Raw genomic sequence first — 22,107 nt, forward strand, 5'->3', positions numbered from 1 at the left:
ATTTTTTAAATCCCGCTATACGCAAAGCCGTTTGCGCCGCCTGATGCTTCAACGTAGTGTCGGCCACTAGGCCCCTTTGGGCGTTTTTTACTAAAAAACCACTCACTGACGACATAAAACTTATGACAAACTCCAAAAATAGCGAAGAACATCTAAAGCGCGGTGCCTTTACCCGCTTTCTTGATAGTGTGGAATGGCTAGGCAACCTGCTTCCGCATCCCGTTACTCTGTTTGCCATTTTATGTGTGCTTGTGGTGGTTGCCAGCGGTATCGCCGGGGCTTTAGGTGTATCGGTGGCTGATCCGCGCCCCGCCAACGAGGGCGAATGGATCGCGGTTAACTCGCTGCTAAACGCGGAAGGCTTACGTCGCTTAGTGACCGAGATGGTGACGAACTTCACAGGCTTTGCGCCACTAGGTACCGTGTTGGTCGCCATGCTGGGCGTTGGCGTGGCCGAACACTCAGGGCTACTGTCTGCCAGCATGCGCGCTCTAGTGCTTAACCGCTCGCCGCGCATCGTTACCTACGCCGTCGTGTTTGCGGGCATCATGTCCAATATGGCGGCCGAGCTTGGTTACGTTGTGCTCATTCCTCTCGCGGCGATGATCTTTCATTCGCTGGGCCGCCATCCATTAGCGGGTCTTGCTGCGGCTTTTTGTGGGGTATCCGGGGGCTACAGCGCGAATCTTTTGATTGGCACCGTCGATCCTCTGCTTTCAGGTATTACCCAAGAGGCCGCGCGGTTATTGGACCCAACCTACATAGTGGGCGCTGAAGCAAACTGGTTCTTCATGTTTGCCAGCACGTTCTTTGTGACCTTAATCGGTGGCTTGGTCACCGAGCGCATCGTGGAACCCAAGCTAGGTAAATTTGACGCCTCTTATGCCGATAGCAGCATTGACCAGCAGCGTATGGAAGGCCTAACTGATGGCGAAAAGCGTGCCTTAAAAGGCACTGGTTTAGCAGCCCTTGTTCTGGCTTCCATCATCGCCGTTATGGTGGTTCCCGAAGGCGGTATTCTGCGTAACCCAGAAACCGGCTTAGTGAGTGGATCACCGTTTTTACGCGGTATCGTGGTTATCGTAGCGGTTGCCTTCACGTTGCTGGGCTTCACCTACGGGCGCTTAGCAGGCACGATGCATAATGATCGTGACGTGGTAAACGCCATGGCCAAAAGCATGAGCAGCCTTGGACTGTATATCGTGCTGGTTTTCTTTGCCGCTCAGTTTGTGGCGCTGTTTAACTGGAGCAACTTTGGTACCGTCACCGCCGTTGCGGGCGCCGACTTGCTTGAGTCTCTTGGCTTACGCGGCCCCGGCTTGTTTGCCCTGTTTATTCTTATGTGCGCCTTCGTTAACCTTTCGCTCGGAAGCGCGTCGGCCCAGTGGGCAGTGACAGCGCCCATCTTTGTACCCATGCTGATGCTGATGGGCTACGCCCCGGAAGTTATCCAGGCCGCTTATCGTATCGGTGACTCGGTCACCAACCTGATCACTCCGATGATGAGCTACTTTGGCTTGATTCTGGCCGTTGCCACTCGCTACCGCAACGACATGGGCATCGGCACCCTGGTCGCGCTGATGCTGCCCTATACCTTGTTCATGCTGGTGGGCTGGAGCATTTTGTTTTTCATCTGGGTGTTCGTGTTTGGGCTACCGGTCGGCCCGGGGGCCGCCACCTACTACACGCTATAAAAAGCCAACTGCACGAAAAAGCCCGCCGTTCAAAGAACGGCGGGCTTTTGCTTTCCACGACTCACTACTTACTATTTACCACTCACGCGTCACTACTCATCCAGGAACGAGCGCAGCGGCTCAGAACGCGACGGATGGCGAAGCTTACGCAGGGCTTTGGCCTCAATCTGACGAATCCGTTCACGGGTTACATCAAACTGCTTGCCAACTTCTTCCAGCGTATGGTCGGTATTCATATCAATACCGAACCGCATGCGCAGTACTTTAGCTTCACGCGCTGTCAAGCCGCCAAGTACGTTGCGAGTCGCTTCGATAAGACCTTCGCCGGTGGCCATATCAATGGGCAGCAGCATCGTGCCGTCCTCGATAAAGTCTCCCAGATGCGAGTCGTCATCATCACCAATCGGCGTCTCCATGGAGATCGGCTCTTTGGCAATTTTAAGCACCTTGCGTACTTTGTCTTCCGGCATTTCCAGACGTTCGCCCAGCTCTTCCGGTGTCGGCTCGCGGCCCATTTCTTGCAGCATCTGGCGCGACACGCGGTTAAGCTTATTGATCGTCTCGATCATGTGCACCGGAATACGAATAGTCCGCGCCTGATCCGCAATCGAGCGGGTGATCGCCTGACGAATCCACCAGGTAGCATAAGTAGAGAACTTATAACCCCGACGGTATTCGAACTTATCCACGGCCTTCATCAACCCGATATTGCCTTCCTGAATCAGATCCAGGAACTGCAGCCCACGGTTGGTGTACTTCTTGGCAATCGAGATAACCAGACGCAGGTTAGCCTCAACCATCTCTTTCTTGGCGCGACGTGCTTTCGCCTCACCAATCGATAGTTTGCGATTCACCTCTTTCAAATCCGCCACGGTGAGCTGCACCATGTCTTCTTCGAAAGCGATTTTACGCTGCGAACGGGCGATATCAGAACGTAGTGGCTCAAGACGATCAGCGTACTTGGGCTGCGCTTCCTGGAAAGCATCCAACCATTTGGGGTTAGATTCGCTACCCGGGAACGACTTGATAAACGTCTTGCGCGGCACTTTGGCTTTTTTAACGCAAAGCTGCATGACCGCTTTTTCCTGGGCACGCACTTGCTCAACACTAATACGTACCTGACCTACCAGGCGCTCAAAGTGTTTCGGCACCAGCTTGATCGGCGAGAAAAGCTCAGCAAGACGTGTCTGCTCGGCTTTTAGCTCAGCGCTACCACGCCCATGCTTAGCAAGCGCCGCCTGGGCTAACGCGTTTTGCTCACGAATTTGCTCAAAGCGTGCCCGCGCCTCTTCCGGGTCCGGGCCACCTTCGCTGGCGTTGGAGTCTTCGTCATCCTCATCGCCATCGTCGTCACCGTCTTCGTCGTCGCTTAAGTCGGTGTCTACCTCAGGTTCAGGCACATCCGCTTCGGCAACGCCGGGAATACCTTCATCCGGGTCGATAAACCCTGAGAAGAGATCCGACAAACGACCAGGAGCTTCCTCATCCTGAGTGGCGTCGTAAGCATCCAGAATTGAGGCGACGGCACCTGGCAGGTAGGCCAGCGCCGACATCACTTCACGGGTGCCCTCTTCGATCCGCTTGGCAATTTCGATTTCGCCTTCACGGGTCAAGAGTTCTACTGTACCCATTTCACGCATATACATGCGTACAGGGTCTGTGGTGCGACCCACGTCGCTTTCCACGGCGGCGAGTGCCGCAACGGCCTCTTCCGCAGCGGACTCATCCGTGGAGTGATCCGACATCATCAAAGTGTCTTCATCAGGCGCTTCTTCAGCAACACGGATACCCATGTCGTTGATCATGCCAATGATGTCTTCCACTTGATCCGGGTCGGCGATATCCTCGGGTAGATGGTCGTTGACCTCGGCATAAGTCAGGTAACCCTGCTCTTTGCCGCGCGCGATCAACTCCTTCAGACGTGACTGCTGCTGCGCATTTCCAGCCATAGAAACCCTATCTCGACGAAGAAGAATGAAACACCTAGAGCGCTGAATCGATTAAACTCAACAAGCCGAACAGTATAGCGTAAATTGCTGTATTTTTTCCAGCGAAACGTATTTGCGCGGTCATTCAGGTGTGTTAGGTTGTTCGGTTAGGCCAGCACTTGGTGACTGACCCTATATCTGGTGTTGGCAAGGGCAAAATTCAACCCCCCGCTTTCAACACCGCTTAAAACCGCTGAGCCAATTCGACTACCAAACTGGCCAAGCGCTGACGCTGCTGCTTATCGAGCTTCTGCCCGGCACGTTCCTGAGCCAACAACGCCTCGTACTCTTCCTGGGGCGAACGTTTACGCTGCTTTTGCTGTAAATGCTCAATCAACCCCGTTAACTCTGCTTCTCGTGCGGCCTTGGGAATCAGCAGCTCCCGCTTGGCGAACGCTGCCAGGACCTGACCTTGCGGACTGCCCTGAAAATGCGCCAATACTACCTGCGGACTGCGATAACGCCCGGCCTGCAAAAGCGCGATCAAATCGCGACATAGCGGCGTATCATCATCTTCCGGCAACCAATCCAGGCTCTCGGGCACGGCTGACACAACGCTCGGTTCGTGAAGCAGCAGCTGTACAATGCGCCCCACCGGAGTAAGCACTTGGCTACGCGTCCGCGGCTTCGGCGGCTGAGGAGTTGCTTGACCTATATCCTCTTCAACCTCGGGTTCCGCGACGGGCTCCCAATATGCCTGCTCTTTGGGTGGCGCTGCGCGCTTTTCCAACAACGCTTGAAGCTGTTGTTGCGCCAAACCACTGCGCTTAGCCAAGGCTTCAAGCAGCAATGATTTGAGCATCCCGTCGGGCACTTTATTCAATGCTTCGAGTACCTGGCTCGCAAAACGTTCGCGCCCTTCCACCGTATTCAGGTCACGCCCTTGCGCGGCCTGCTCAAACAAAAACTCCGAAAGCGGCATCGCACAGGTTACGCGGTCTTTAAAAGCCTCGCTTCCCTCACGGCGTACCAGTGTATCGGGGTCATCGCCTTCCGGCAGAAACAGAAAACGCGCCTCGCGGCCATCAATCATCAACGGCAGCGCGGTTTCAAGCGCCCGGCTCGCAGCCTGACGGCCAGCCCGGTCACCGTCGAAACAGAACACCACCCGGCTAACCAGGCGAAACAGGCGGCTCAGATGATCCTCGGTCGTCGCGGTCCCCAAGGTAGCAACGGCGTTATGGATGCCGTACTGCGCTAGCGCAACGACATCCATATAGCCTTCGACCATAACCAATTGCTCAAGCTTGCTTGACGCTTGGCGCGCTTCATAAAGGCCATAAAGTTCACGCCCTTTATGGAACACCGGCGTTTCCGGCGAGTTGAGGTACTTAGGCTGCTCATCGCCCATCACTCGACCGCCAAACGCGATAGTACGCCCACGTAAATCACGAATCGGGAACATCACCCGGTCACGAAAGCGGTCGTAGGTACGCCCGGTATCTTCGCGATGAATCAGCAGGCCATACTCCACCTGCACAGGCTCTGAAATTTCGCGCTCGGTCAGATGCTGTTTAAGCGCCTCCCAACCGCCCGGCGCATAGCCTATGCCGTAAGTTTGAATCACCTCAGCAGAAAGCCCGCGATTCTCCAGATAGCGCTGGGCATTCTGCCCGTCGCGCATCTTTAGCCGCTCGCGATAAAAACTAGCGGCAAGTTCGAGCAGGTTAACGCCCTCTTTGCGCTTTTTTTCTCGCTGCTGGGCACGCGGGTCATCGGCGCCTTCACGCGGTACATCAAGCCCTAAACGCCCCGCCAACTGCTCGACTGCCTCAGGAAAAGGCAGCTTGTCATACTCCATCAGAAAGCGTAGCGCATTCCCGTGTACTCCACAGCCAAAGCAGTGATAGAACTGCTTGTCGGCACTCACGGTGAAAGACGGCGTTTTCTCCTGATGGAAAGGACAAAGACCCGAGTAATTCCGGCCAGCTTTTTTAAGCTGCACGCGCTCACCAACCACTTCCACCACGTCAACGCGGCCCAGAAGATCGTCAATAAAACGCTGTGGAATCTGGCCTGCCATGAAAGACGAGCATCCTCGCGCAGTGCGCTAAGCGCGTGTTTAACGTCATCAGGCGCTTTACCTAATCACCTTAAACAGCGCAAAAACCTGAAAAACAAACGGCCACCTAGTGGCGGCCGTTTGGCATCCCTCTTGAGACAACCAGCTAACTACTCTGGTTCTCCCCAGGTACGGATCAATAGAGCCGTTCGAAACGCTTTTGCTCACGCTGAACTTTCTTAGCGTGACGTTTTACGGCAGCTGCCGCTTTGCGTTTACGCTCAGCAGTCGGCTTCTCATAGTGCTCGCGGCGGCGTACTTCGGAAAGAACACCGGCTTTTTCGCAAGAACGCTTGAAGCGACGCAGGGCGACGTCAAACGGCTCGTTATCACGTACTTTTACAGAAGGCATTAAGCACTCACCTACCTTAAGGAGTCTTGAGTTCGATAGTACGTACAGCTTATAGCGCATCATTGCGGCTACAGTGTACGACCCAGTTTTACAGCGCACGATAGTTTAGTCGTGAATAGCCATCTTTGCAAATGCTTACGCTCTCCAAGAGGGACAGTGTTAGACTTGGGCGTTCTACCATTTTTTCAAAGAGTTTTCCCGTTATGCGCGTATTGGGCATTGAAACGTCTTGCGATGAGACCGGCGTCGCTGTGTATGACACTTCCCGTTCAGGCGGCGACGGCCTGCTGGCCGACGCGCTGTATAGCCAAATTGCCATGCATGCAGAGTACGGCGGCGTGGTACCTGAACTGGCGTCGAGAGACCATACGCGCAAGCTGCTACCGCTCATTGAGCAGGTATTAAAAGATGCCAACCTGACCCGACGCGATCTGGATGGCATCACCTATACCGCAGGCCCTGGTTTGGTGGGCGCCCTGATGGTGGGCGCAAGCACAGCTCACGGCATGGCGCGGGCGTTAGAGATCCCCGTACTGGGTGTCCATCATATGGAAGGCCACCTGCTCGCGCCGATGCTTGAAGATGATGCACCTGAGTTCCCTTTTGTGGCGTTACTGGTATCCGGCGGCCATACTCAGCTGGTAGAAGTTCAGGGCCTGGGGCGCTATGAACTCTTGGGCGAATCCGTGGACGACGCTGCGGGTGAAGCCTTTGATAAAGCCGCTAAAATGCTCGGGCTGGCTTACCCCGGCGGCCCTCTGGTCGCCAAGCTTGCCGAGCAGGGTGATCCCAAGCGGTTTCGCTTCCCCCGCCCGATGACCGACCGCCCCGGATTGGACTTCAGCTTTTCAGGCTTAAAAACGCATACGTTAACTGCGATCCGTCAACTGGAAAACGCCGGTGAGCTTGACCAACAGGCGCGTGCTGACGTAGCCCGCGCTTTTGAAGAAGCTGTGGTCGATACGCTGGTCATTAAATGCCGCCGGGCGCTGGATCAAACGGGGCTCAAACGTTTGGTGGTGGCGGGAGGCGTTAGTGCCAATCACCGGCTACGCGAACGTCTGGCGCTTGAATGTCAAAAACGTCAGGCTAAAGCCTATTATCCGCGTGGCCGCTTCTGTACGGACAATGGCGCCATGATTGCCTATGTCGGCGCACAACGGCTGGCCGCTGGCGAGCAGGATAATGATGGTATCATGCAGGCCACGCCGCGCTGGCCGCTGGATCGCCTAGCGCCACCCAAGGCACCTCTTAACGATTAGGGCTTTCGCAGGCGCGGCTCCTCGCCGTGCCTTAGCCTGCGAATATTAAGCCCGTGACGTAAAACCACTAACATACTCAAGCCACCCACCACGCTTATATAAGCAGGTGCCAGCCAGATACAGGCAAGGGGCGCCACCAGGGCACTAGCCAATGAAGCTATCGCGGCGGTTTTTAACCGCCATGCCAGCAGCCCCCACGTCATGGCACTTAGCAGGGCTACACCCGGCACCAGCACCAACAGCACGCCCAATGCACAAGCCACGGCCTTACCGCCTCGAAAGCCGTACCACACGGGATAGCTATGCCCGACGAGCACGGCCAACCCGATAAGCCCCTGCCAACTGACCGGCAATGCCAGCATTTTACTTGCCAGCACCACGGGCATGCCTTTCAACGCATCGAGAAACAGCGTGACGCCGGCCAAACGTGGCCCGTAAAGGCGCAGCACGTTGGAAAACCCAGGATTACCGGAGCCACAGCGGCGCGGATCACGCACGCCAGCCATCTGACAAACGCTAATTGCGGCCAGCCAGCTACCGCTCAAATAGCCGATTACTACCCATATCATGGCGCGGTTTCCATCTTACTGTCGTTTCGCCTCATCCTAACGTACAATCGCCGGCTTGTTGCCGCCGAGGAAAAGCTCGTGGATCGCATTTTGATCGAAGCGTTAAAAGTAGACACCGTTATTGGTGTGTACGATTGGGAGCGCACTATTCAACAGTCGCTGAGCTTGGATTTAACGCTGGCGACCGATATTCGCCCAGCCGCTGCCACCGATGACCTAAGTTTGACGTTGGACTATGCGGCCATTTGCCAGCGGATCCAACGCTTTGCCGATGCGCACCAATTTGCGCTGGTCGAAACCTTTGCAGAGCGCTTGGCGGAATGCTTACGCAGCGAGTTCGCCATTTCCTGGTTACGCTTAAGAGTGCGCAAACCCGGCGCAGTCCCCCAAGCCGCAAGCGTAGGCCTTGAGATTACCCGCGGCGAACAGCCGGAGGTCACCAAGGACGTTACCCTATGAGCCTGGTTACCGTTAGTTTAGGCAGTAATATAAAACCTGCGCACCACATACGTTCGTGCCTTGATGCCCTGTTTGACGCCTTTGGGCCTCTACAGGTATCACGGGTGTTTGAAAGTGAGCCGGTGGGGTTTAGCGACAAACACAATTTTTATAACCTGGTCGTTGCGTTTGAAAGCGACTGGACACCGCGCCAGCTAAAAGCGTGGGCCAAAAGCGTCGAGATCCTTCATGGCCGCAAGCCCGGCATGACTAAATATAGCGCCAAGGTGCTGGATATCGACCTATTAACCGTCGGCAGCATGTGCGGCGTTGTGAATGGCGTTTCTCTGCCCCGCGACGAAATTACCTATAATGCCTTTGTGCTACAGCCCCTGGCTGAGCTGCTTCCTAATGAACGCCACCCCGTTTGCCAGACGTCTTACGCGGCGCTTTGGCATAACTTCACGCTAGGCAGCCAACGCCTTTGGCCAATTGATTTCACCTGGGGTGGCGCCTGGATATCCCACGCAGACACCATGCCCCAAAGGGCGCTAGCCAGATAAGTTTGACTGACAGGCAGATTAGCCCAGAGCGTTAAACACCGCCCGCTGGCGCTGTTCGCGCAACGCTTTACCTAACGCCGCCCCTTTAAAGCCTTGAGCTATCAGCGTCTGAGGGCTTACATTGCGCGCGGCTTCCCAAGCAGCACTTAAGGGCGCCACGCTTGCGTGCGCAACAGCATCCACTAGCTGAAGCTGTGCTGTGACCTGCTCGGGCTTGCGCCAGCCATCCAAACGCTCCAGCCAGTGTAGTACGGCATCCGGCTCCAAAGGCGTTTTTAAAAGGTGTAAGCTCAAGGCCACATAGCGCGCCAGTTGAGCCACAGCGCTGGGTAAACGCAATCGCTTCGCCAACATCTCACGCTCAGCATCCTCCAGCACGCTGACGAGTAACGCGTAACGCCAGTGGGCGAGCGGCGTTTGGCTATCACTCGGGGCGCTGTGCATTGCCGCTAGCCCCTGCTCAAGCCTGCCATCAGTGAATGCTGGCCACCATACCGACAGCGCTTCGCACTGTGCTAGCGTCGTAAAGTAGGCCTGTGGGTCCGGCTCGCCCAGCGCCTTCTCGGTTTCCACCCACACTCGCTCAGCCGCCAGATGTTCAAGTTCACCGCTACGGCTCACCTGCGTCATCAGCGCCAGCGTTTCATCGGCGATACAAAACCCCAGCGGCTTATAGCGGGCTAAAAAGCGCGCCGTGCGTAGTACACGCAGCGGGTCCTCACTAAATGCCGGGGAAACATGCCGCAGCACGCGCTTTTCGATATCGCGCTGACCGTGAAAGGGATCAATAAGCGGCCCATCTACCCGCTGAGCAATCGCATTAACAGTGAGATCGCGGCGTAGCAAGTCTTCTTCCAAGGTGACATTAGGGCTTGCGTGTACCTCAAAGCCGGAATACCCGAAGCCGGACTTGCGCTCGGTACGCGCCAAGGCGTACTCCTCGGCGGTTTCAGGATGCAAAAATACCGGAAAATCTCGCCCCACTGGCTTGAAGCCCCGCTGGCGCATGGCCTCTGGCGACGCGCCGACCACGACCCAGTCGTTATCAAAAACAGGCCAGCCTAAAAGCGCATCACGCACGGCACCACCTACGCGGTACACGTCCAGCCCGGCAATACACGGATCGTTGGGATTCGCCGCCACTAGCGTTCTCCCTGCTGCTGGCTGGGTACACTGATCCGCTCGCCGGTGTCCAAGTCAAGCGCGGTTAACGTCCCTCCCCATACGCAGCCGGTATCCAGTGCCTCCACACGCACCTTGGCGTCAGGCGTTTTGCCTTCCAGGGCCGCCCAATGGCCGAACAGTAAATGCGGGTTATCGTCACGCGGGTACTGAAACCACGGTGCAAACCCTGGCGGAGCGCTTTCAAGCCCTTCTTTTGCCGCAAAGTCCAGCTGCCCCTGCGCATCGATAAAGCGCATTCGCGCCAGGGCATTGACTATAAAGCGCAGCCGATCCATTCCCTCAAGGTCTTCCCGCCAACGATCAGGCTGATTTCCAAACAGCTCGGTTAGAAAACGCCCCGACTGCTCGCTGGCCAAGGCCTGCTCGACTTCACGGCTATACGCCACCGCCTGCTCGACACGCCACTGGGGCAATAATCCGGCGTGGGTCATCAAGATATTGCCCTGCTGTACGGCGAGTGGCTGGCTTTGCAGCCAGTCAAGCATTGGCTCACGGTCGGGAGCGGTTAGAATCTCGCTGAGCGTATCGTGTCTTTTCTGCTTGCCACCGCCACGCGCCACCACTAACAGGTGAAAATCGTGATTACCCAGCACGCAGCGTACTGCCCCGCCTAGCGCCTGTGCTTCACGCAAGCACTCAAGCGAGCCGGGGCCGCGGTTAATCACATCCCCCACCAGCCACAGGGTATCTTGGTTGGGATTAAAATTGAGCTTCTCAAGCAACGCCATAAACTCGGCGTAGCAGCCATGCAGATCGCCAATCGCGTAGGTACTCATGCGCGGGGCCTTATGTTGAATAAAAAAAGAGTGCTGCAAAACAATATTGAAAATAACGAGTGTTGAAAAATAACCAGCATGAAAAATAACCGATATCGCACTAACCCAAACGTACGACTTATCAAAACGCACTACTCATCCAAACGTGCTACTCATTAAAACCTACTACTTATCGTACGTTAGCAGTATTCGCAAATTTGCTCTGGTGGGATGGGCAAATTTGCATCAATATAAATTGAGCGTCCGTAATGTAGGCGCGGTTACTTTTCAGAATGCTGCCTTTCATAACGCTTATAACACCTTGCAAAGTAAACCATCCAAGGCCAGGGACAATATAACGATTATGCTGCCTACTTATACACGGCGTCGGCTATTAAAAGCTGCGACGCTTGCCGGCATGGGTGTAGCGCTCGTGCCGGTTAGCACTCTGCTCCCGGCTGTCAGCGCACAGAACCGCCCGCCTGCATCATCCTCTCGTCATTCCCCAGACAGCATAATGGTTAACGGCTGGCTACTACGCGCGAGTGACCGCTAATGTACCTGCCTTTCGAAAAGCTCGCTGAGCTGGGCGATACAGTGGATGTGTGCATTATTGGCAGCGGGGCCGCCGGCGTATCGATTGGTGTGACACTTGCCCGCCAGGGGCACCGCATTCTGATGTGCGAAGGGGGCGATGAAGTATTTAGCGAACGCTCCCAGGATAGCTACCGTGGCGAGGTCGTCGGTGATGCATATCTCCCGCTTGAAGCCAGCCGACTGCGTCAGTTGGGCGGCTCGACGAACCATTGGGGTGGCGTGTGTCGCCCGCTTGACCCGTATGACTTCACTGCCAAATCCGCCGCTCCCGAGACCGCCTGGCCGATTAGCCATACGGAGCTTACGCCCTACTTTAGCGCCGCAGCTGATCTGCTTGATTTAGATCCCATCCCAGCGGATGAGCCCATTGAGTCGTCCGCGCTTAGCCGTATCTACTTCTCGCTGGGAGGCCCCACTCGCGTACAGCTGAAGTACGCCGATACGCTGAGTGAGTCAGAAAATCTGCTGTGCTGCTTAAACGCCAATCTCGTCGCACTGGAAACGACCGACGGCCGAGTTGCCAGCGCGACGCTTGCTAACTACCAGGACGAGCAGCACCAGGTTCGCGCCCGCTACTTCATTCTTGCTTGCGGGGGTATTGATAATGCCCGCTTACTGCTCTGGTGCAATCAACAGGCGGACGGCCAGTTGGTTCCGCAGGCCCAGACGCTGGGGCGCTACTGGATGGAGCATCCTCACGCAACGGTCGGTCAGGCGCTTATCTTTGAGCCGGAAGTGTTAGGGCTGGATGAGGCCTATAACGTTTTCCTATCCCCCAATGAGCAGGCACTCGCAAGCCGAGAGATACTCAACTGCGGTCTGCGTTTGCACCGCATGAATCCAGAGGCAACCCAGGCGCTAATCGATGAGCTTAGCCTGCAGGCGCCTTCTCTGGGGCAACGTATTGTCGAGTGGCAAGCCCAAGGGCGTGTGCTGCATGGTGCAATGTTAAGAGCCGCCTGGGAGCAGGAGCCGCGCTTTGAAAACCGCGTTGAGCTTAGCGATGAGCTTGATGCACTGGGCATTCCGCGTAGCCGACTGGTATGGCAACAGTCCGCGCTTGATCGGCATACTATTCGCGAAAGCTTGCTGTTGCTGGGCGAGTACCTGCTGGACACGGATATTGGCCGGGTACAGCTGGCGGACTGGCTTGCGGCACTGCCTGTCACGCTGCCCACCGACGGCGAGCTCGCGGGTCGCCATCATATGGGCGGTACGCGCATGAGCCATCACCCTGAGCAAGGTATCGTCAACGCCGATTGCCGCCTTTTTGCCCAAGACAATATGTACGTGGCAGGTTCCAGCGTGTTTGCCAGCGCCGGGCACGCCAACCCGACCCTGACGCTGGTTCAGCTTGCCCTTCGCTTATGCGATCACTTGAACCAGCGCTTAAACCAGGCATAACACTCAGCGTTAAAGCCGCGTTCAGTGCAGCTGGCGCGGCACGGCCAGACGAAAGGGTGCGATCGACACTTCAAACGCACGCTGGCTATAGGTATTGAGCAGCGTGTAGGCGCCTTCCATCACCCCAACCGGCGTTTGCAGAATGGCGCGGCTGGTATAGCGAAAGCGCTGACCGGGCCCGATAAGCGGCTGCTGGCCTACCACGCCTTTGCCGCGCACCTCCTGGCTATCGCCACCGCCTTGGGTGATTTTCCAGTAGCGGGCCATCAGCTGTACGCTGTGTGGGCTTTGATTATGCACGGTAACGGTGTAGCTGAAGACGTAGCGCGTCTCTACATCGCTAGACTCCGCCGCACAGTATTCCGGTGTCACGCTGACCTCAATGGCTAGACCACTCACCCGACATCACTCCCACCAGCGTTTAGCGCGTCATCCGCCGCGACGCGGTTGGCAATGGCCACATATTCGGCCACGGTTAGCGTTTGCGGGCGACGCACCGGATCAATCCCTAGTTCTTCCAGGGTTTCCGGGCTAACGCGGCCTTTGAAATTATTGCGCAGGGTTTTACGCCGCTGACCAAACGCAAGCTTTACCAGCTCAAAAAGTAGCGCTGGGTCATCGGCAACATGCGGTAAGGCAGCGTGGGGCGTGAGGCGCACAATGGCTGAGTCGACTTTCGGACGCGGAACAAAGGCCTCGGGCGGGACGATAAATAGCTGATCCACCTGGCAATAGTACTGCGCCATCACCGAAAGCCGTCCCCAATCGGTACCGCCCGGTTCAGCGGCGAGCCGTTCGACAACTTCTTTTTGCAGCATGAAGTGCATATCGGCGATGGCATTACCGGCGGTTAGCAAATGCACAATCAACGGCGTTGAAATGTTATAGGGCAAGTTGCCGACCACGCGCAGGGCCGGGCCATCGCCTTTAAGCGCGGCAAAATCAAATTTCAGCGCGTCGCCTTCATGGATAATAAAGTCAGGATAGTTGAAAAACTGCACCCGCAGACCGGGAATCAAATCGCGGTCCAGTTCAATCACCTCAAGCTTCCCGGCGGCCTCAAGCAACGGGGCGGTTAACGCGCCCTGCCCTGGCCCAATTTCAACCAGCCGGTCGCCTTCCCGCGGCCCAATAGAGCGCACAATACGCGAGATGATACCCAGGTCACGTAGAAAGTTTTGACCGAAGCGTTTGCGAGCACGGTGCTGCTGGGGCACTTGAGACATCTAACAGAGTTCCTTGGAGGTTTTTCAAACGTGAAGCATAAGACTAGCAGACAGCATTGATCCGCTGAGTGGCAAGGCGTCGTGCAAGCGAAAGCGCGATACGCAGACTACCGGGGTCGGCCACCCCCTTACCGGCCAGATCAAGCGCCGTGCCATGATCTACCGAAGTGCGCACTAACGGCAAGCCCAGGGTAATATTGGCCGCCTGACCAAAACCAGCGTACTTAAGTACTGCCAAGCCCTGGTCATGATACATCGCAAGCACGGCGTCCACACCCGCCAAATGGCGTGGGGTAAACAGGGTATCGGCGGGCAGTGGCCCTTCGATCTTAAGCCCATCCGCACGCAGGGCTTCAAGCGCTGGAATAATAGTGTCCAGCTCTTCACGGCCAAGATGGCCATCCTCGCCCGCATGAGGGTTTAAACCGCATACCGCAATACGTGGCGATGCGATGCCGAACTGGCGCTTGAGGTCAGCCGCCAGCAGGCGGCTAATACGCGTCACTCGATCAAAGGTAATCGCATCGGCGACGTGGCGCAGCGGCAGGTGCGTAGTCACCAAGGCAACGCGCAAATCACCGCTGCCCTGCCAATCAGGCGCCTGTGCATGAAGTGCCGCATCGGTTGCCAACATCATGACCACCTCATCGACGCCACAGGCATCGCGCAGCCACTCTGTATGCCCGGTAAAGTCTGGATAGCCGCCTTCGATAATGACGCCCTTATGCAGCGGCGCCGTAACGATAGCCGCCGCCAGGCCGGCCATACATGCGTTGACAGCCAGTTCGAGGGTTGCCAGCACGTACCCTGCGTTAGCCGGATTCAGTACTCCCGGCATCGCAGGCTCCTTGAGTGCGACCCGCCATACCGGAAGCTTGCCAGCCGTTGCCTTGACCGGCTCACCGGGGTGAGCTTCCACCAGCGTCACATCAAGCGCAAGCTCAGCCGCACGCTGGCGCAGCATATCTACATCGCCAATCGCCACGGTCTGCTCAGGCAGGTTGCCCTGCGATGCGAGCATCAGCACCAGTTCAGGCCCGATACCTGCGGGTTCCCCAGTAGTGATCAGCAGCGGCAGGCCAGTGGTTTGAGTCATTAGAGACGAATATCCACAAAGGCTTCCGAGCGAATTTCCTGCTGCCAGATTTGCAGCTCTTCATTGGCGCGGCGCTGGAAAATCGCCTGGCGAATCTGCTCGCGACGGCTCTCCTGGGTGACGTTCTGACGACGACGCTCTTCTACTTCGATGATGTGATAACCAAACTGAGAGCGTACGGGCTCAGAAATCTGGTTAACGTCAAGTGACTGCATCGCCTCTTCAAACGCCGGCACGGTTTGCCCAGGGCGTACCCAGCCAAGTTCGCCGCCGTTAAGAGCGCTGCCGCGATCATCGCTAAATTCACGTGCCACTGATGCAAAGTCAGCGCCTTGCTGCAGGCGCTGGCGAGCTTCCTGAGCGCGCGTGCGAGCCTGGTCTTCATTGCGTGTTGGTGTCAGCTCGACCAGGATGTGGCGCGCACGGATTTCTTCGACAAATGCCTGATCACTCGCCTGATTGCCCTGCTGCTCCAGCACACGCTGCACATCGCGGTCGCTTACCGATACGCGCTGACCTACCTGGCGCTGCTGCACTTGGCGCATCAGCATTTCACGACGAATGTCTTCGCGAACGTCGGCAAGCGTCATGCCTTCAGATTCCACCTCGTCAGCAAACTGCTCCAAGGTCATATCGTTGGATTCAGCAATCGTGCGTAGCTGACGGTTAAGCTCCGTATCATCAACGCTCAAGTTGCTGCGGCGGGCTAGCTGCATCTGGATTTCATCCATGATCATCCGCTCAAGCACTTGGGCTTCAAGCGCTGAGCGCGCCGGAAGCGAGCCGCCTTGCGCCTGAGCCTGCTGCTGTATTTGGGCAACCCGGCCATCGAGCTCGCTACGCATTATAACGCCTTCGTTCACCACGGCGACGACGCTATCGATCGGCTGGCGCTGGGTAGACGCAAAATCTTGCGCCTGTGATACAAGCGGCGTAACGAGCGCACCGGCACCAATGCAAAGGGCCATGACACCCGTGGCCGATACGATTTTTGCATGGGCTAGCAGCGTATTTCTGGTCTTCATAAAAGGTCTCTTTCAGTCGCCATTCAAGAACGTCATTACAAAGGCGTAGGACGGTAACCCGGAATGGTCCGTTCAAAATAGCTATCGGCCTGCTGGCCAACGCCACCTAAGCCACGGAATACAAAGCGTAAAAATAGCCCGCGATCGTTAAAATCATCCTCAACGCGTGCCGTATCGTTATCGTCTACCCACTCACGCCAGACAAGCTGCACACCATAGCAGCAGTCGTTCCACTGTACGCCGGCCATTTGTTCAAGCGAACGGTCATTGGTTTGATCGTGAAGGTAGCGGCCAATCAAATCAATCCTGGTGTTGGCTTTCCAAGCGAACGACAGATCCCACTCTTCGCGGTTGTAATTGCGAAAGCCGTCATCGCCAGGTACCGAATCTGGATCAAATCCTTCGATCTCCCAACGGTACCCAAGGTTCACTACATGACCTGCCGGGTGGCGATAATTGACGTCAACGCTTGAGCGCTCGGTCTGTTCGCGATGGTCATCGTAAAGCCACTCGTAGCCGGTACTCCAGCGGTCATTGATCTGCCAGTCCAGCCGGGTGACCAGCGGCGAGCGATCACGCGTGGCCTGATAGTAGCGCTGCGGGTTGACGTTAGGATCTTCTTCGGGACGCGCAGGCAGTGTGTCCGGGTCCCCTTCACTATCGATGCGGCGCTCGGCAAAGTAGACGCTTTGCCCAACCCCGAACGTCAAACGGTCCCGACCGCTGCTGTCCTCAATCAAGCGCGACTGCACGCCCAATGATACGCGGTTTAGATCGCCGACCCGGTCGGCCCCGGAAAACCGATGAGGTGACCACAGCTGATCCCAGGAGAACGCACGCTCACGGCTATCAAAATCGGGTAGCTGGGTCTGGTTGGTACGCGGCACATAGGCGTAGTTGAGACGCGGTTCCAGAGTTTGCCGATAATCACGGCTGCCCAACTCCAATTCGCGCTCAAACACCAGGCCACTGTCCACCGAGGTAACCGCTATGCTGCGGCTGGGGGTCGTACCCCGATCGGTTTCACGCTCGCCATAGTCTAGGTCGTATGCCGTATACCAAAGCTCGGTACGCGGCTCGACATATCCCCAGCTATTCTCGGCGCGCCAGCCAACGGCAGGCGTTAAGTGCAAACGGCTACCGGTCGCGGCTTCCTGTTCGGGTACGCGGCGCTCATCCACATCCCGCCAGAAATAAGTGACGTTGGAGCGCCATTCGCTATAAATTCCGCTACCCAGCTGCCAATTGGAATTGGCAGTTAAACTGGGCAGCCGATAAAACGGCTTATCGGTATCGCTAAGCGGGTCTTCAAGGCGCTGAAACCCCTGGGCACGGGCATCCAACTGCCAACGCTCGCCTTGATAATCGACCTGTGCAAGCCTTTCCATACTGACCCGGTCGCTATCCCCGAACTGGCCGCCGAAATCGTCAAAGTAGCGGCCATCACTGGCCGCGCCATAGCGCAAACGGTAGTTACTGCGGTTATTGATACGCCCGGCATGCTGCGCATCGATATACCAGCGATCTTCACCTGCAAAGCGGTTATCGCCGCTAGTACCGCCGTCATCGCCACTTAAGTAACCGCCCTCGACGGTGCCTGCACTCTCGGAAAAAAGGTAGCGGTATTCACCGTTAAGCAACAAACCACGATCGGTCATCCAGCGCGGCGTAATGGTGGCATCGTGGTTAGGGGCAATATTCCAGTAAAACGGCTGGGCGTAATCAAAGCCATCCGATGAGAAACCGATCGCTGGCGCCAGCAGGCCCGTATGGCGATTATCATCAATTGGAAAGCGCAGCCACGGCCAGTAAAAGATAGGTACATCTTTGACTTCCAAGCGTGCATGCCGCGCGGTGCCGAAGCCTTTGGCCTGATCTAGCCGAATATCGCTGCTCACCAGCTGCCAGGTATTAGCACCGGGATCACACGACGTGAAGGAAGCATCGTGCAAGCGATACTGGGCTTCGCCCGTCTGCTCAAGCTGGCTTGCCTGACCACGCAAATGCTCTTCATACAGCACATAGTGGCTATTGTTTATAGTGGCCCGGTCTTCGTTGAGCATTAGGGTCGCACTATCGCCACGCAGTAGGGCCTGACCATCGCGCAGCGCCAGGTTTCCCTCGGCATCAACCTGCTCGCGGTTGGCAGGTAGAAAAATGCGCTCCGCTTCAAGCTCGGTGTTAGCGCGCCTTAATACCACATCGCCGCGTAGCAGTGCTTCACCGTCGGAGGCATAATCCGCCTCTTGCGTTTCAACCGACAGTGTCTCCGGGTCTTGCTCAGCGGGCAACCGGTAGCCGGGCATCACATAGCGCCCACGGCATAATTGTTGTGACGCTTCACCTTGCCCCCAGGCCTGCCAGTCGAGCGCTTCGGCGGGCAGCGTCTGATCCTGCGCCACCGCCGAAAACGAGGCGCCCGCGAGCAAACTGCCCATCAGCGTATGCGCAACCGGTAAAGTGCGCGAAAATCGCTTGCCCATGTTCGTTATCCTTGGCATCCAGAATAGGTATTATACAGCCCGCATGATGCCCGACCAGCAAGGAGCTTGCATGTCCTCTTCCCGGATAAATGCCCTCACCCGATGGGCCGCTGAACAAAATAGCCTGAATCAGGCCACTATTACTCTATCACCGGCGGGTGGCGACGCCAGTTTCCGGCGTTATTTTCGTCTAACGCTTCCTGGTGGCGACACACAGATTGTGATGGATGCGCCCCCAGCTCAAGAGGATTCTTCCTCTTTTGTAGCCATTGGCAACCGCTGGTATGCAGCAGGGCTGCCCGTGCCCAAAATTCATGCCGCCAATCTAGATGACGGTTTTTTACTGCTGGACGACTTGGGCAGCACGCCCATGCAAGACCTGTTTAGCGATGAAAATAGCGTGCTTAATTACCACGAAAAAGCGCTGGCACTGATTGCCGAGCTGCAGAATCGGGCCGGCCCCAGCGCACTGCCTGCCTATGATGCACCGCTACTCGCCCGCGAGCTCGATCTTTTTCCCGAATGGTGCTTGGGCAGCTGGCTGAAGCTACCCACTCCGCCCAGCTGGGAGCCACTGCGCTCGGCGCTTATTGAGCAAGCGCTTGTACAGCCCTTCGTGAGTGTACACCGCGACTTTGATGCCATGAACATTATGGTCAGTCACGACCGTCTGTATATGATTGATTTTCAGGACGCCGTGGCGGGCCCGATCAGCTATGACATCATTTCGTTATTGTGCGGCCGCTACTGGCGATTTACCAAACCTCAATTTACCCAGTTAGCCAACACTTTTTATGCTCAGGCACGCCACGACGGCCGCCTTCCCGGCTCGCTGACAGCGGCTACGTTTATAACCCAGTGCCACGCTATGGCGGCTCAGCGCTCGCTCAAGGTACTGGGGATCTTTTGCCGCCTGACCATACGCGATCATAAACAGGGCTACCTGGAACGCCTGCCGCACTTTCTAGATCACCTGGAAGACAGCCTAGCCGCGCTGCCCGAGCACACAGCGTTTGCCGAGTGGGTTAACAACACCCTGCGCCCCGCGATTACCCAACGCCTGGCGGAAAGCACACAATGAAAGCCATGATTTTAGCGGCCGGGCTAGGCAAGCGGATGCGCCCTTTAACCGATCACTGCCCAAAACCGTTACTGCCTGTGGCAGGTAAGCCGCTGATTGTTCACCACCTTGAGCGGCTTCAGCAGGCAGGCTTTAACGAGGTAGTGATCAACGTTAGCTACCGCGCAGAGCAGATCATTCAAGCGCTGGGCGATGGGCAAACTTACGGCCTACGCATTCACTGGAGCCAGGAATCTACGCCGCTTGAAACAGGCGGGGGTATTCAAAACGCCCTACCGCTGCTGGGCGACGCACCTTTTTTACTGGTCAACGGTGATATCTGGTGCGACTACCTGCCTGCCCAGGCCATGCTCAAAGGCGACGACCTGGCGCACCTCGTGCTGGTAGATAACCCTGCACATCATGTAGATGGCGACTTTGCCCTTGAGCATGGCCGCGCGTTGACTCACGGCACGCCGCGCTACACGTACGCAGGAGTGAGCATTATTCATCCTGCTTTACTGGCAGGCCACCCCCCCGGGGCATTTGCGTTGGCACCGCTGTTTAAACACGCCATGAACGAACAGCGCGTTAGCGGCGAGCATTTCACCGGGCACTGGGTGGATGTAGGCACACCTGAGCGCCTTGCAGCTCTGGAGCACTTTTTAAGCCTATAACCATCACCGATCAAAGAACGCCGGGGCGGGGATTCAAACAGTGCGCCCTGGCATAGAAATGTTATGCTGCGCGACTTACCTGTCGTTGCCTAGATGAGGAGAGCTACGTGAAAGCAAAGGTAAAATGGACAGATGGTCGTCAGTTTGTCGCCGAGTCAGGTAGCGGGCATAGCGTTATCATTGACGGCCCACCCGACCACGGCGGCCGCAATACGGGCCCGCGCCCTATGGAAATGCTGCTCATGGGCATGGGTAGCTGCACTGCGTTTGATATCCTGAATATTCTGGATAAAGCGCGCGCGGATGTCACCGACTGCGTTGCCGAACTCGACGCTGAGCGCGCTGACGAAGTGCCTGCGGTATTTACCAAAATTCATGTGCATTTCGTGGTCACTGGTCGGGCGCTAAAAGAGAAGCAGGTTGCACGCGCGGTAGAGCTTTCCGCAGAAAAATACTGCAGCGCTTCCATCATGCTGGTTAAAGGCGGTGTTGAGATCACTCATTCGTTTGAGATCAAAGAAGCTTGAGGCACGCGAGCAGCGTCCAGCGCCTGCCCTTACGGCCCGTCACGCCTGATAAGTTAAAAAAATGCATCCGTCGGATGCATAGCGCGTCAGGGCCGGGCATAATACGCCGGCTTGTATTACCCCCTACTGTCTTACCTACGCGTTTATATAAGCGGTGTTGCGAGGGTAGCAATAGGTACTTTTCGGTTCCGGCGCTGGCTCGTCGGGGTATTTTCATCTGCCATAGGGAGGTTCGGACATGACAGATAATCTCCGACTCCACGGGTTTAATAACCTGACAAGCTCGCTGAGCTTTAATATTTACGACATCTGTTATGCCAAAACCGAAGAGCAGCGTGCAGCTTATATCGACTATATCGATGAGCTTTACAATGCCGAACGGCTGACGCAGATCTTGAAAGATGTCACCAATATTATCGGTGCGCATGTGCTAAACATCGCCCGTCAGGATTATGAACCTCACGGAGCGAGCGTCACCATCCTCATTGCTGAGCATGAGCTTGATGAGGCCAATCCAGAGCAAACGGAACCAGGCCCGGGTCCTTTGCCTGAAACCGTGGTTGCCCACCTGGATAAAAGCCATGTCACCGTGCATAGCTACCCGGAGTCGCATCCCGATAACGGCATCAGTACGTTCCGCCTGGATATCGATGTTTCAACGTGTGGCCATATCAGCCCGTTGAAAGCGCTTAACTACCTGATCCACAGTTTTGATTCCGACATCGTGACCATGGACTACCGTGTGCGTGGTTTCACACGTGATGTGGATGGCAAAAAGCTGTTTATCGATCACAATATTGCGTCGATCCAGGACTACCTGGCAGAAGATACCAAGCAAGCGTATCAAATGATGGATGTGAACGTGTATCAAGACAACATGTTCCATACCAAGATGCTGCTCAAGGATTTCGAACTCGATAATTACCTGTTCGGCACTTCGCGTCGCGATATTACCTTTGAAGAGGCCCGCGACATCGAGAGCCGTCTGCGTAAAGAGATGCTGGAAATCTTCTACTCGCGCAACCTCGACTAATCGCCGAGTAGACGAAAAAAAGCCGACGCGAGTCCATTGCTGTCCCATAGTTTTTGATCATAAAGGGATTCTCATCTGAGGATCCCTTTTTTGTGGCTCTGGCGATGGCGG

Annotated in this window: 20 protein-coding genes; 9 read left to right on the forward strand and 11 right to left on the reverse strand. The window is 56.2% G+C overall.

Annotated features, from left to right (window positions below; genetic code table 11):
- Positions 1-122 precede the first annotated feature (122 nt).
- Positions 123-1,694, forward strand: a complete 1,572-nt coding sequence (locus tag INT33_RS17050) for an AbgT family transporter (protein ID WP_192536988.1) — start codon at positions 123-125, stop codon at positions 1,692-1,694.
- Positions 1,695-1,786: 92 nt separating this feature from the next.
- Here INT33_RS17050 and rpoD read toward each other — a convergent pair whose 3' ends face one another.
- The 3 genes from rpoD to rpsU all read right to left on the reverse strand — a co-directional run bounded on the left by rpoD (position 1,787) and on the right by rpsU (position 6,096).
- Positions 1,787-3,643: an RNA polymerase sigma factor RpoD gene (gene rpoD, locus INT33_RS17055; protein ID WP_192536987.1), complete on the reverse strand. Its 1,857-nt coding sequence runs from the start codon at positions 3,641-3,643 to the stop codon at positions 1,787-1,789.
- Between the two features lie 223 nt (positions 3,644-3,866).
- On the reverse strand, positions 3,867-5,705 hold the full coding sequence (dnaG, locus tag INT33_RS17060; RefSeq protein WP_193092510.1) for a DNA primase: 1,839 nt from the start codon (positions 5,703-5,705) through the stop codon (positions 3,867-3,869).
- Between the two features lie 175 nt (positions 5,706-5,880).
- The gene (gene rpsU, locus INT33_RS17065) at positions 5,881-6,096 is read right to left on the reverse strand and encodes a 30S ribosomal protein S21 (RefSeq protein WP_008956349.1); all 216 of its coding nucleotides are present in this window, start codon (positions 6,094-6,096) and stop codon (positions 5,881-5,883) included.
- A 203-nt stretch (positions 6,097-6,299) separates the two neighbouring features.
- Between rpsU and tsaD the strand changes: the two genes are divergently transcribed.
- Positions 6,300-7,358 carry a tRNA (adenosine(37)-N6)-threonylcarbamoyltransferase complex transferase subunit TsaD gene (tsaD, locus tag INT33_RS17070; protein ID WP_193092511.1) on the forward strand — a complete coding sequence of 353 codons (1,059 nt, stop codon included), beginning with the start codon at positions 6,300-6,302 and terminating at the stop codon, positions 7,356-7,358.
- Here the strand turns inward: tsaD and plsY are convergent.
- Entirely contained in the window at positions 7,355-7,927 is a 573-nt protein-coding gene (gene plsY / locus INT33_RS17075) for a glycerol-3-phosphate 1-O-acyltransferase PlsY (RefSeq protein WP_193092512.1), read from the reverse strand. The two genes, tsaD and plsY, sit on opposite strands and share 4 nt — an antisense overlap.
- Before the next feature lie 78 nt (positions 7,928-8,005).
- Here plsY and folB point away from each other — a divergent pair, with 78 nt between their 5' ends.
- Together folB and folK are read left to right on the forward strand one after the other, a co-directional pair.
- Positions 8,006-8,386, forward strand: coding sequence for a dihydroneopterin aldolase (gene folB, locus INT33_RS17080; protein ID WP_193092513.1), 381 nt, complete (start codon positions 8,006-8,008; stop codon positions 8,384-8,386).
- Positions 8,383-8,928: a 2-amino-4-hydroxy-6-hydroxymethyldihydropteridine diphosphokinase gene (folK, locus tag INT33_RS17085; protein ID WP_193092514.1), complete on the forward strand. Its 546-nt coding sequence runs from the start codon at positions 8,383-8,385 to the stop codon at positions 8,926-8,928. The genes folB and folK overlap by 4 nt, the downstream gene beginning before the upstream one ends.
- A gap of 18 nt (positions 8,929-8,946) precedes the next feature.
- Here the strand turns inward: folK and INT33_RS17090 are convergent, their stop codons facing one another.
- Both INT33_RS17090 and INT33_RS17095 read right to left on the reverse strand, forming a co-directional pair.
- On the reverse strand, positions 8,947-10,071 hold the full coding sequence (locus INT33_RS17090; RefSeq protein WP_193092515.1) for a polynucleotide adenylyltransferase: 1,125 nt from the start codon (positions 10,069-10,071) through the stop codon (positions 8,947-8,949).
- Positions 10,071-10,889 carry a symmetrical bis(5'-nucleosyl)-tetraphosphatase gene (locus INT33_RS17095; RefSeq protein ID WP_193092516.1) on the reverse strand — a complete coding sequence of 273 codons (819 nt, stop codon included), beginning with the start codon at positions 10,887-10,889 and terminating at the stop codon, positions 10,071-10,073. The genes INT33_RS17090 and INT33_RS17095 overlap by 1 nt, the downstream gene beginning before the upstream one ends.
- A 534-nt stretch (positions 10,890-11,423) precedes the next feature.
- Here INT33_RS17095 and INT33_RS17100 point away from each other — a divergent pair.
- The gene (locus tag INT33_RS17100; protein ID WP_193092517.1) at positions 11,424-12,869 is read left to right on the forward strand and encodes a GMC oxidoreductase; all 1,446 of its coding nucleotides are present in this window, start codon (positions 11,424-11,426) and stop codon (positions 12,867-12,869) included.
- 21 nt (positions 12,870-12,890) lie between these two features.
- Here INT33_RS17100 and apaG read toward each other — a convergent pair whose 3' ends face one another.
- From apaG to INT33_RS17125, 5 genes are read right to left on the reverse strand one after another with little or no spacing between them, the layout of a single operon-like run.
- A complete protein-coding gene (gene apaG / locus INT33_RS17105; protein ID WP_018916442.1) occupies positions 12,891-13,268 on the reverse strand; it encodes a Co2+/Mg2+ efflux protein ApaG in 378 nt (125 codons plus the stop codon).
- Positions 13,265-14,095, reverse strand: coding sequence for a 16S rRNA (adenine(1518)-N(6)/adenine(1519)-N(6))-dimethyltransferase RsmA (rsmA, locus tag INT33_RS17110; protein WP_193092518.1), 831 nt, complete (start codon positions 14,093-14,095; stop codon positions 13,265-13,267). Before rsmA ends, apaG begins: the two co-directional genes overlap by 4 nt.
- Positions 14,096-14,138: 43 nt before the next feature.
- Positions 14,139-15,191, reverse strand: a complete 1,053-nt coding sequence (gene pdxA, locus INT33_RS17115; RefSeq protein WP_193092519.1) for a 4-hydroxythreonine-4-phosphate dehydrogenase PdxA — start codon at positions 15,189-15,191, stop codon at positions 14,139-14,141.
- Positions 15,191-16,216: a peptidylprolyl isomerase gene (locus INT33_RS17120; protein ID WP_193092520.1), complete on the reverse strand. Its 1,026-nt coding sequence runs from the start codon at positions 16,214-16,216 to the stop codon at positions 15,191-15,193. Before INT33_RS17120 ends, pdxA begins: the two co-directional genes overlap by 1 nt.
- A 35-nt stretch (positions 16,217-16,251) precedes the next feature.
- The gene (locus INT33_RS17125; protein WP_193092521.1) at positions 16,252-18,699 is read right to left on the reverse strand and encodes an LPS-assembly protein LptD; all 2,448 of its coding nucleotides are present in this window, start codon (positions 18,697-18,699) and stop codon (positions 16,252-16,254) included.
- 70 nt (positions 18,700-18,769) lie between these two features.
- Between INT33_RS17125 and INT33_RS17130 the strand changes: the two genes are divergently transcribed.
- The 4 genes from INT33_RS17130 (at position 18,770) to speD (ending at position 21,996) form a co-directional block, all read left to right on the forward strand.
- On the forward strand, positions 18,770-19,780 hold the full coding sequence (locus tag INT33_RS17130) for an aminoglycoside phosphotransferase family protein (RefSeq protein WP_193092522.1): 1,011 nt from the start codon (positions 18,770-18,772) through the stop codon (positions 19,778-19,780).
- The gene (gene murU / locus INT33_RS17135) at positions 19,777-20,436 is read left to right on the forward strand and encodes an N-acetylmuramate alpha-1-phosphate uridylyltransferase MurU (RefSeq protein ID WP_193092523.1); all 660 of its coding nucleotides are present in this window, start codon (positions 19,777-19,779) and stop codon (positions 20,434-20,436) included. Before INT33_RS17130 ends, murU begins: the two co-directional genes overlap by 4 nt.
- Positions 20,437-20,543: 107 nt before the next feature.
- Entirely contained in the window at positions 20,544-20,963 is a 420-nt protein-coding gene (locus INT33_RS17140; protein WP_018916435.1) for an OsmC family protein, read from the forward strand.
- Positions 20,964-21,201: 238 nt separating this feature from the next.
- Positions 21,202-21,996 carry an adenosylmethionine decarboxylase gene (gene speD / locus INT33_RS17145; RefSeq protein WP_018916434.1) on the forward strand — a complete coding sequence of 265 codons (795 nt, stop codon included), beginning with the start codon at positions 21,202-21,204 and terminating at the stop codon, positions 21,994-21,996.
- The last annotated feature ends 111 nt before the right edge of the window (positions 21,997-22,107 follow it).

The sequence above is a fragment of the Halomonas colorata genome, from assembly GCF_014897985.1.
GTDB classification, from domain to species: domain Bacteria; phylum Pseudomonadota; class Gammaproteobacteria; order Pseudomonadales; family Halomonadaceae; genus Vreelandella; species Vreelandella colorata.

Excerpts from the sequence above, each read along its gene's own strand:
- INT33_RS17050 (WP_192536988.1), top strand. The coding sequence starts at position 123 with ATGACAAACTCCAAAAATAGCGAAGAACATCTAAAGCGCGGTGCCTTT.
- rpoD (WP_192536987.1), bottom strand. The coding sequence starts at position 3,643 with ATGGCTGGAAATGCGCAGCAGCAGTCACGTCTGAAGGAGTTGATCGCG.
- dnaG (WP_193092510.1), bottom strand. The coding sequence starts at position 5,705 with ATGGCAGGCCAGATTCCACAGCGTTTTATTGACGATCTTCTGGGCCGC.
- rpsU (WP_008956349.1), bottom strand. The coding sequence starts at position 6,096 with ATGCCTTCTGTAAAAGTACGTGATAACGAGCCGTTTGACGTCGCCCTG.
- tsaD (WP_193092511.1), top strand. The coding sequence starts at position 6,300 with ATGCGCGTATTGGGCATTGAAACGTCTTGCGATGAGACCGGCGTCGCT.
- plsY (WP_193092512.1), bottom strand. The coding sequence starts at position 7,927 with ATGATATGGGTAGTAATCGGCTATTTGAGCGGTAGCTGGCTGGCCGCA.
- folK (WP_193092514.1), top strand. The coding sequence starts at position 8,383 with ATGAGCCTGGTTACCGTTAGTTTAGGCAGTAATATAAAACCTGCGCAC.
- INT33_RS17095 (WP_193092516.1), bottom strand. The coding sequence starts at position 10,889 with ATGAGTACCTACGCGATTGGCGATCTGCATGGCTGCTACGCCGAGTTT.
- INT33_RS17100 (WP_193092517.1), top strand. The coding sequence starts at position 11,424 with ATGTACCTGCCTTTCGAAAAGCTCGCTGAGCTGGGCGATACAGTGGAT.
- rsmA (WP_193092518.1), bottom strand. The coding sequence starts at position 14,095 with ATGTCTCAAGTGCCCCAGCAGCACCGTGCTCGCAAACGCTTCGGTCAA.
- pdxA (WP_193092519.1), bottom strand. The coding sequence starts at position 15,191 with ATGACTCAAACCACTGGCCTGCCGCTGCTGATCACTACTGGGGAACCC.
- INT33_RS17120 (WP_193092520.1), bottom strand. The coding sequence starts at position 16,216 with ATGAAGACCAGAAATACGCTGCTAGCCCATGCAAAAATCGTATCGGCC.
- INT33_RS17125 (WP_193092521.1), bottom strand. The coding sequence starts at position 18,699 with ATGGGCAAGCGATTTTCGCGCACTTTACCGGTTGCGCATACGCTGATG.
- INT33_RS17130 (WP_193092522.1), top strand. The coding sequence starts at position 18,770 with ATGTCCTCTTCCCGGATAAATGCCCTCACCCGATGGGCCGCTGAACAA.
- murU (WP_193092523.1), top strand. The coding sequence starts at position 19,777 with ATGAAAGCCATGATTTTAGCGGCCGGGCTAGGCAAGCGGATGCGCCCT.
- speD (WP_018916434.1), top strand. The coding sequence starts at position 21,202 with ATGACAGATAATCTCCGACTCCACGGGTTTAATAACCTGACAAGCTCG.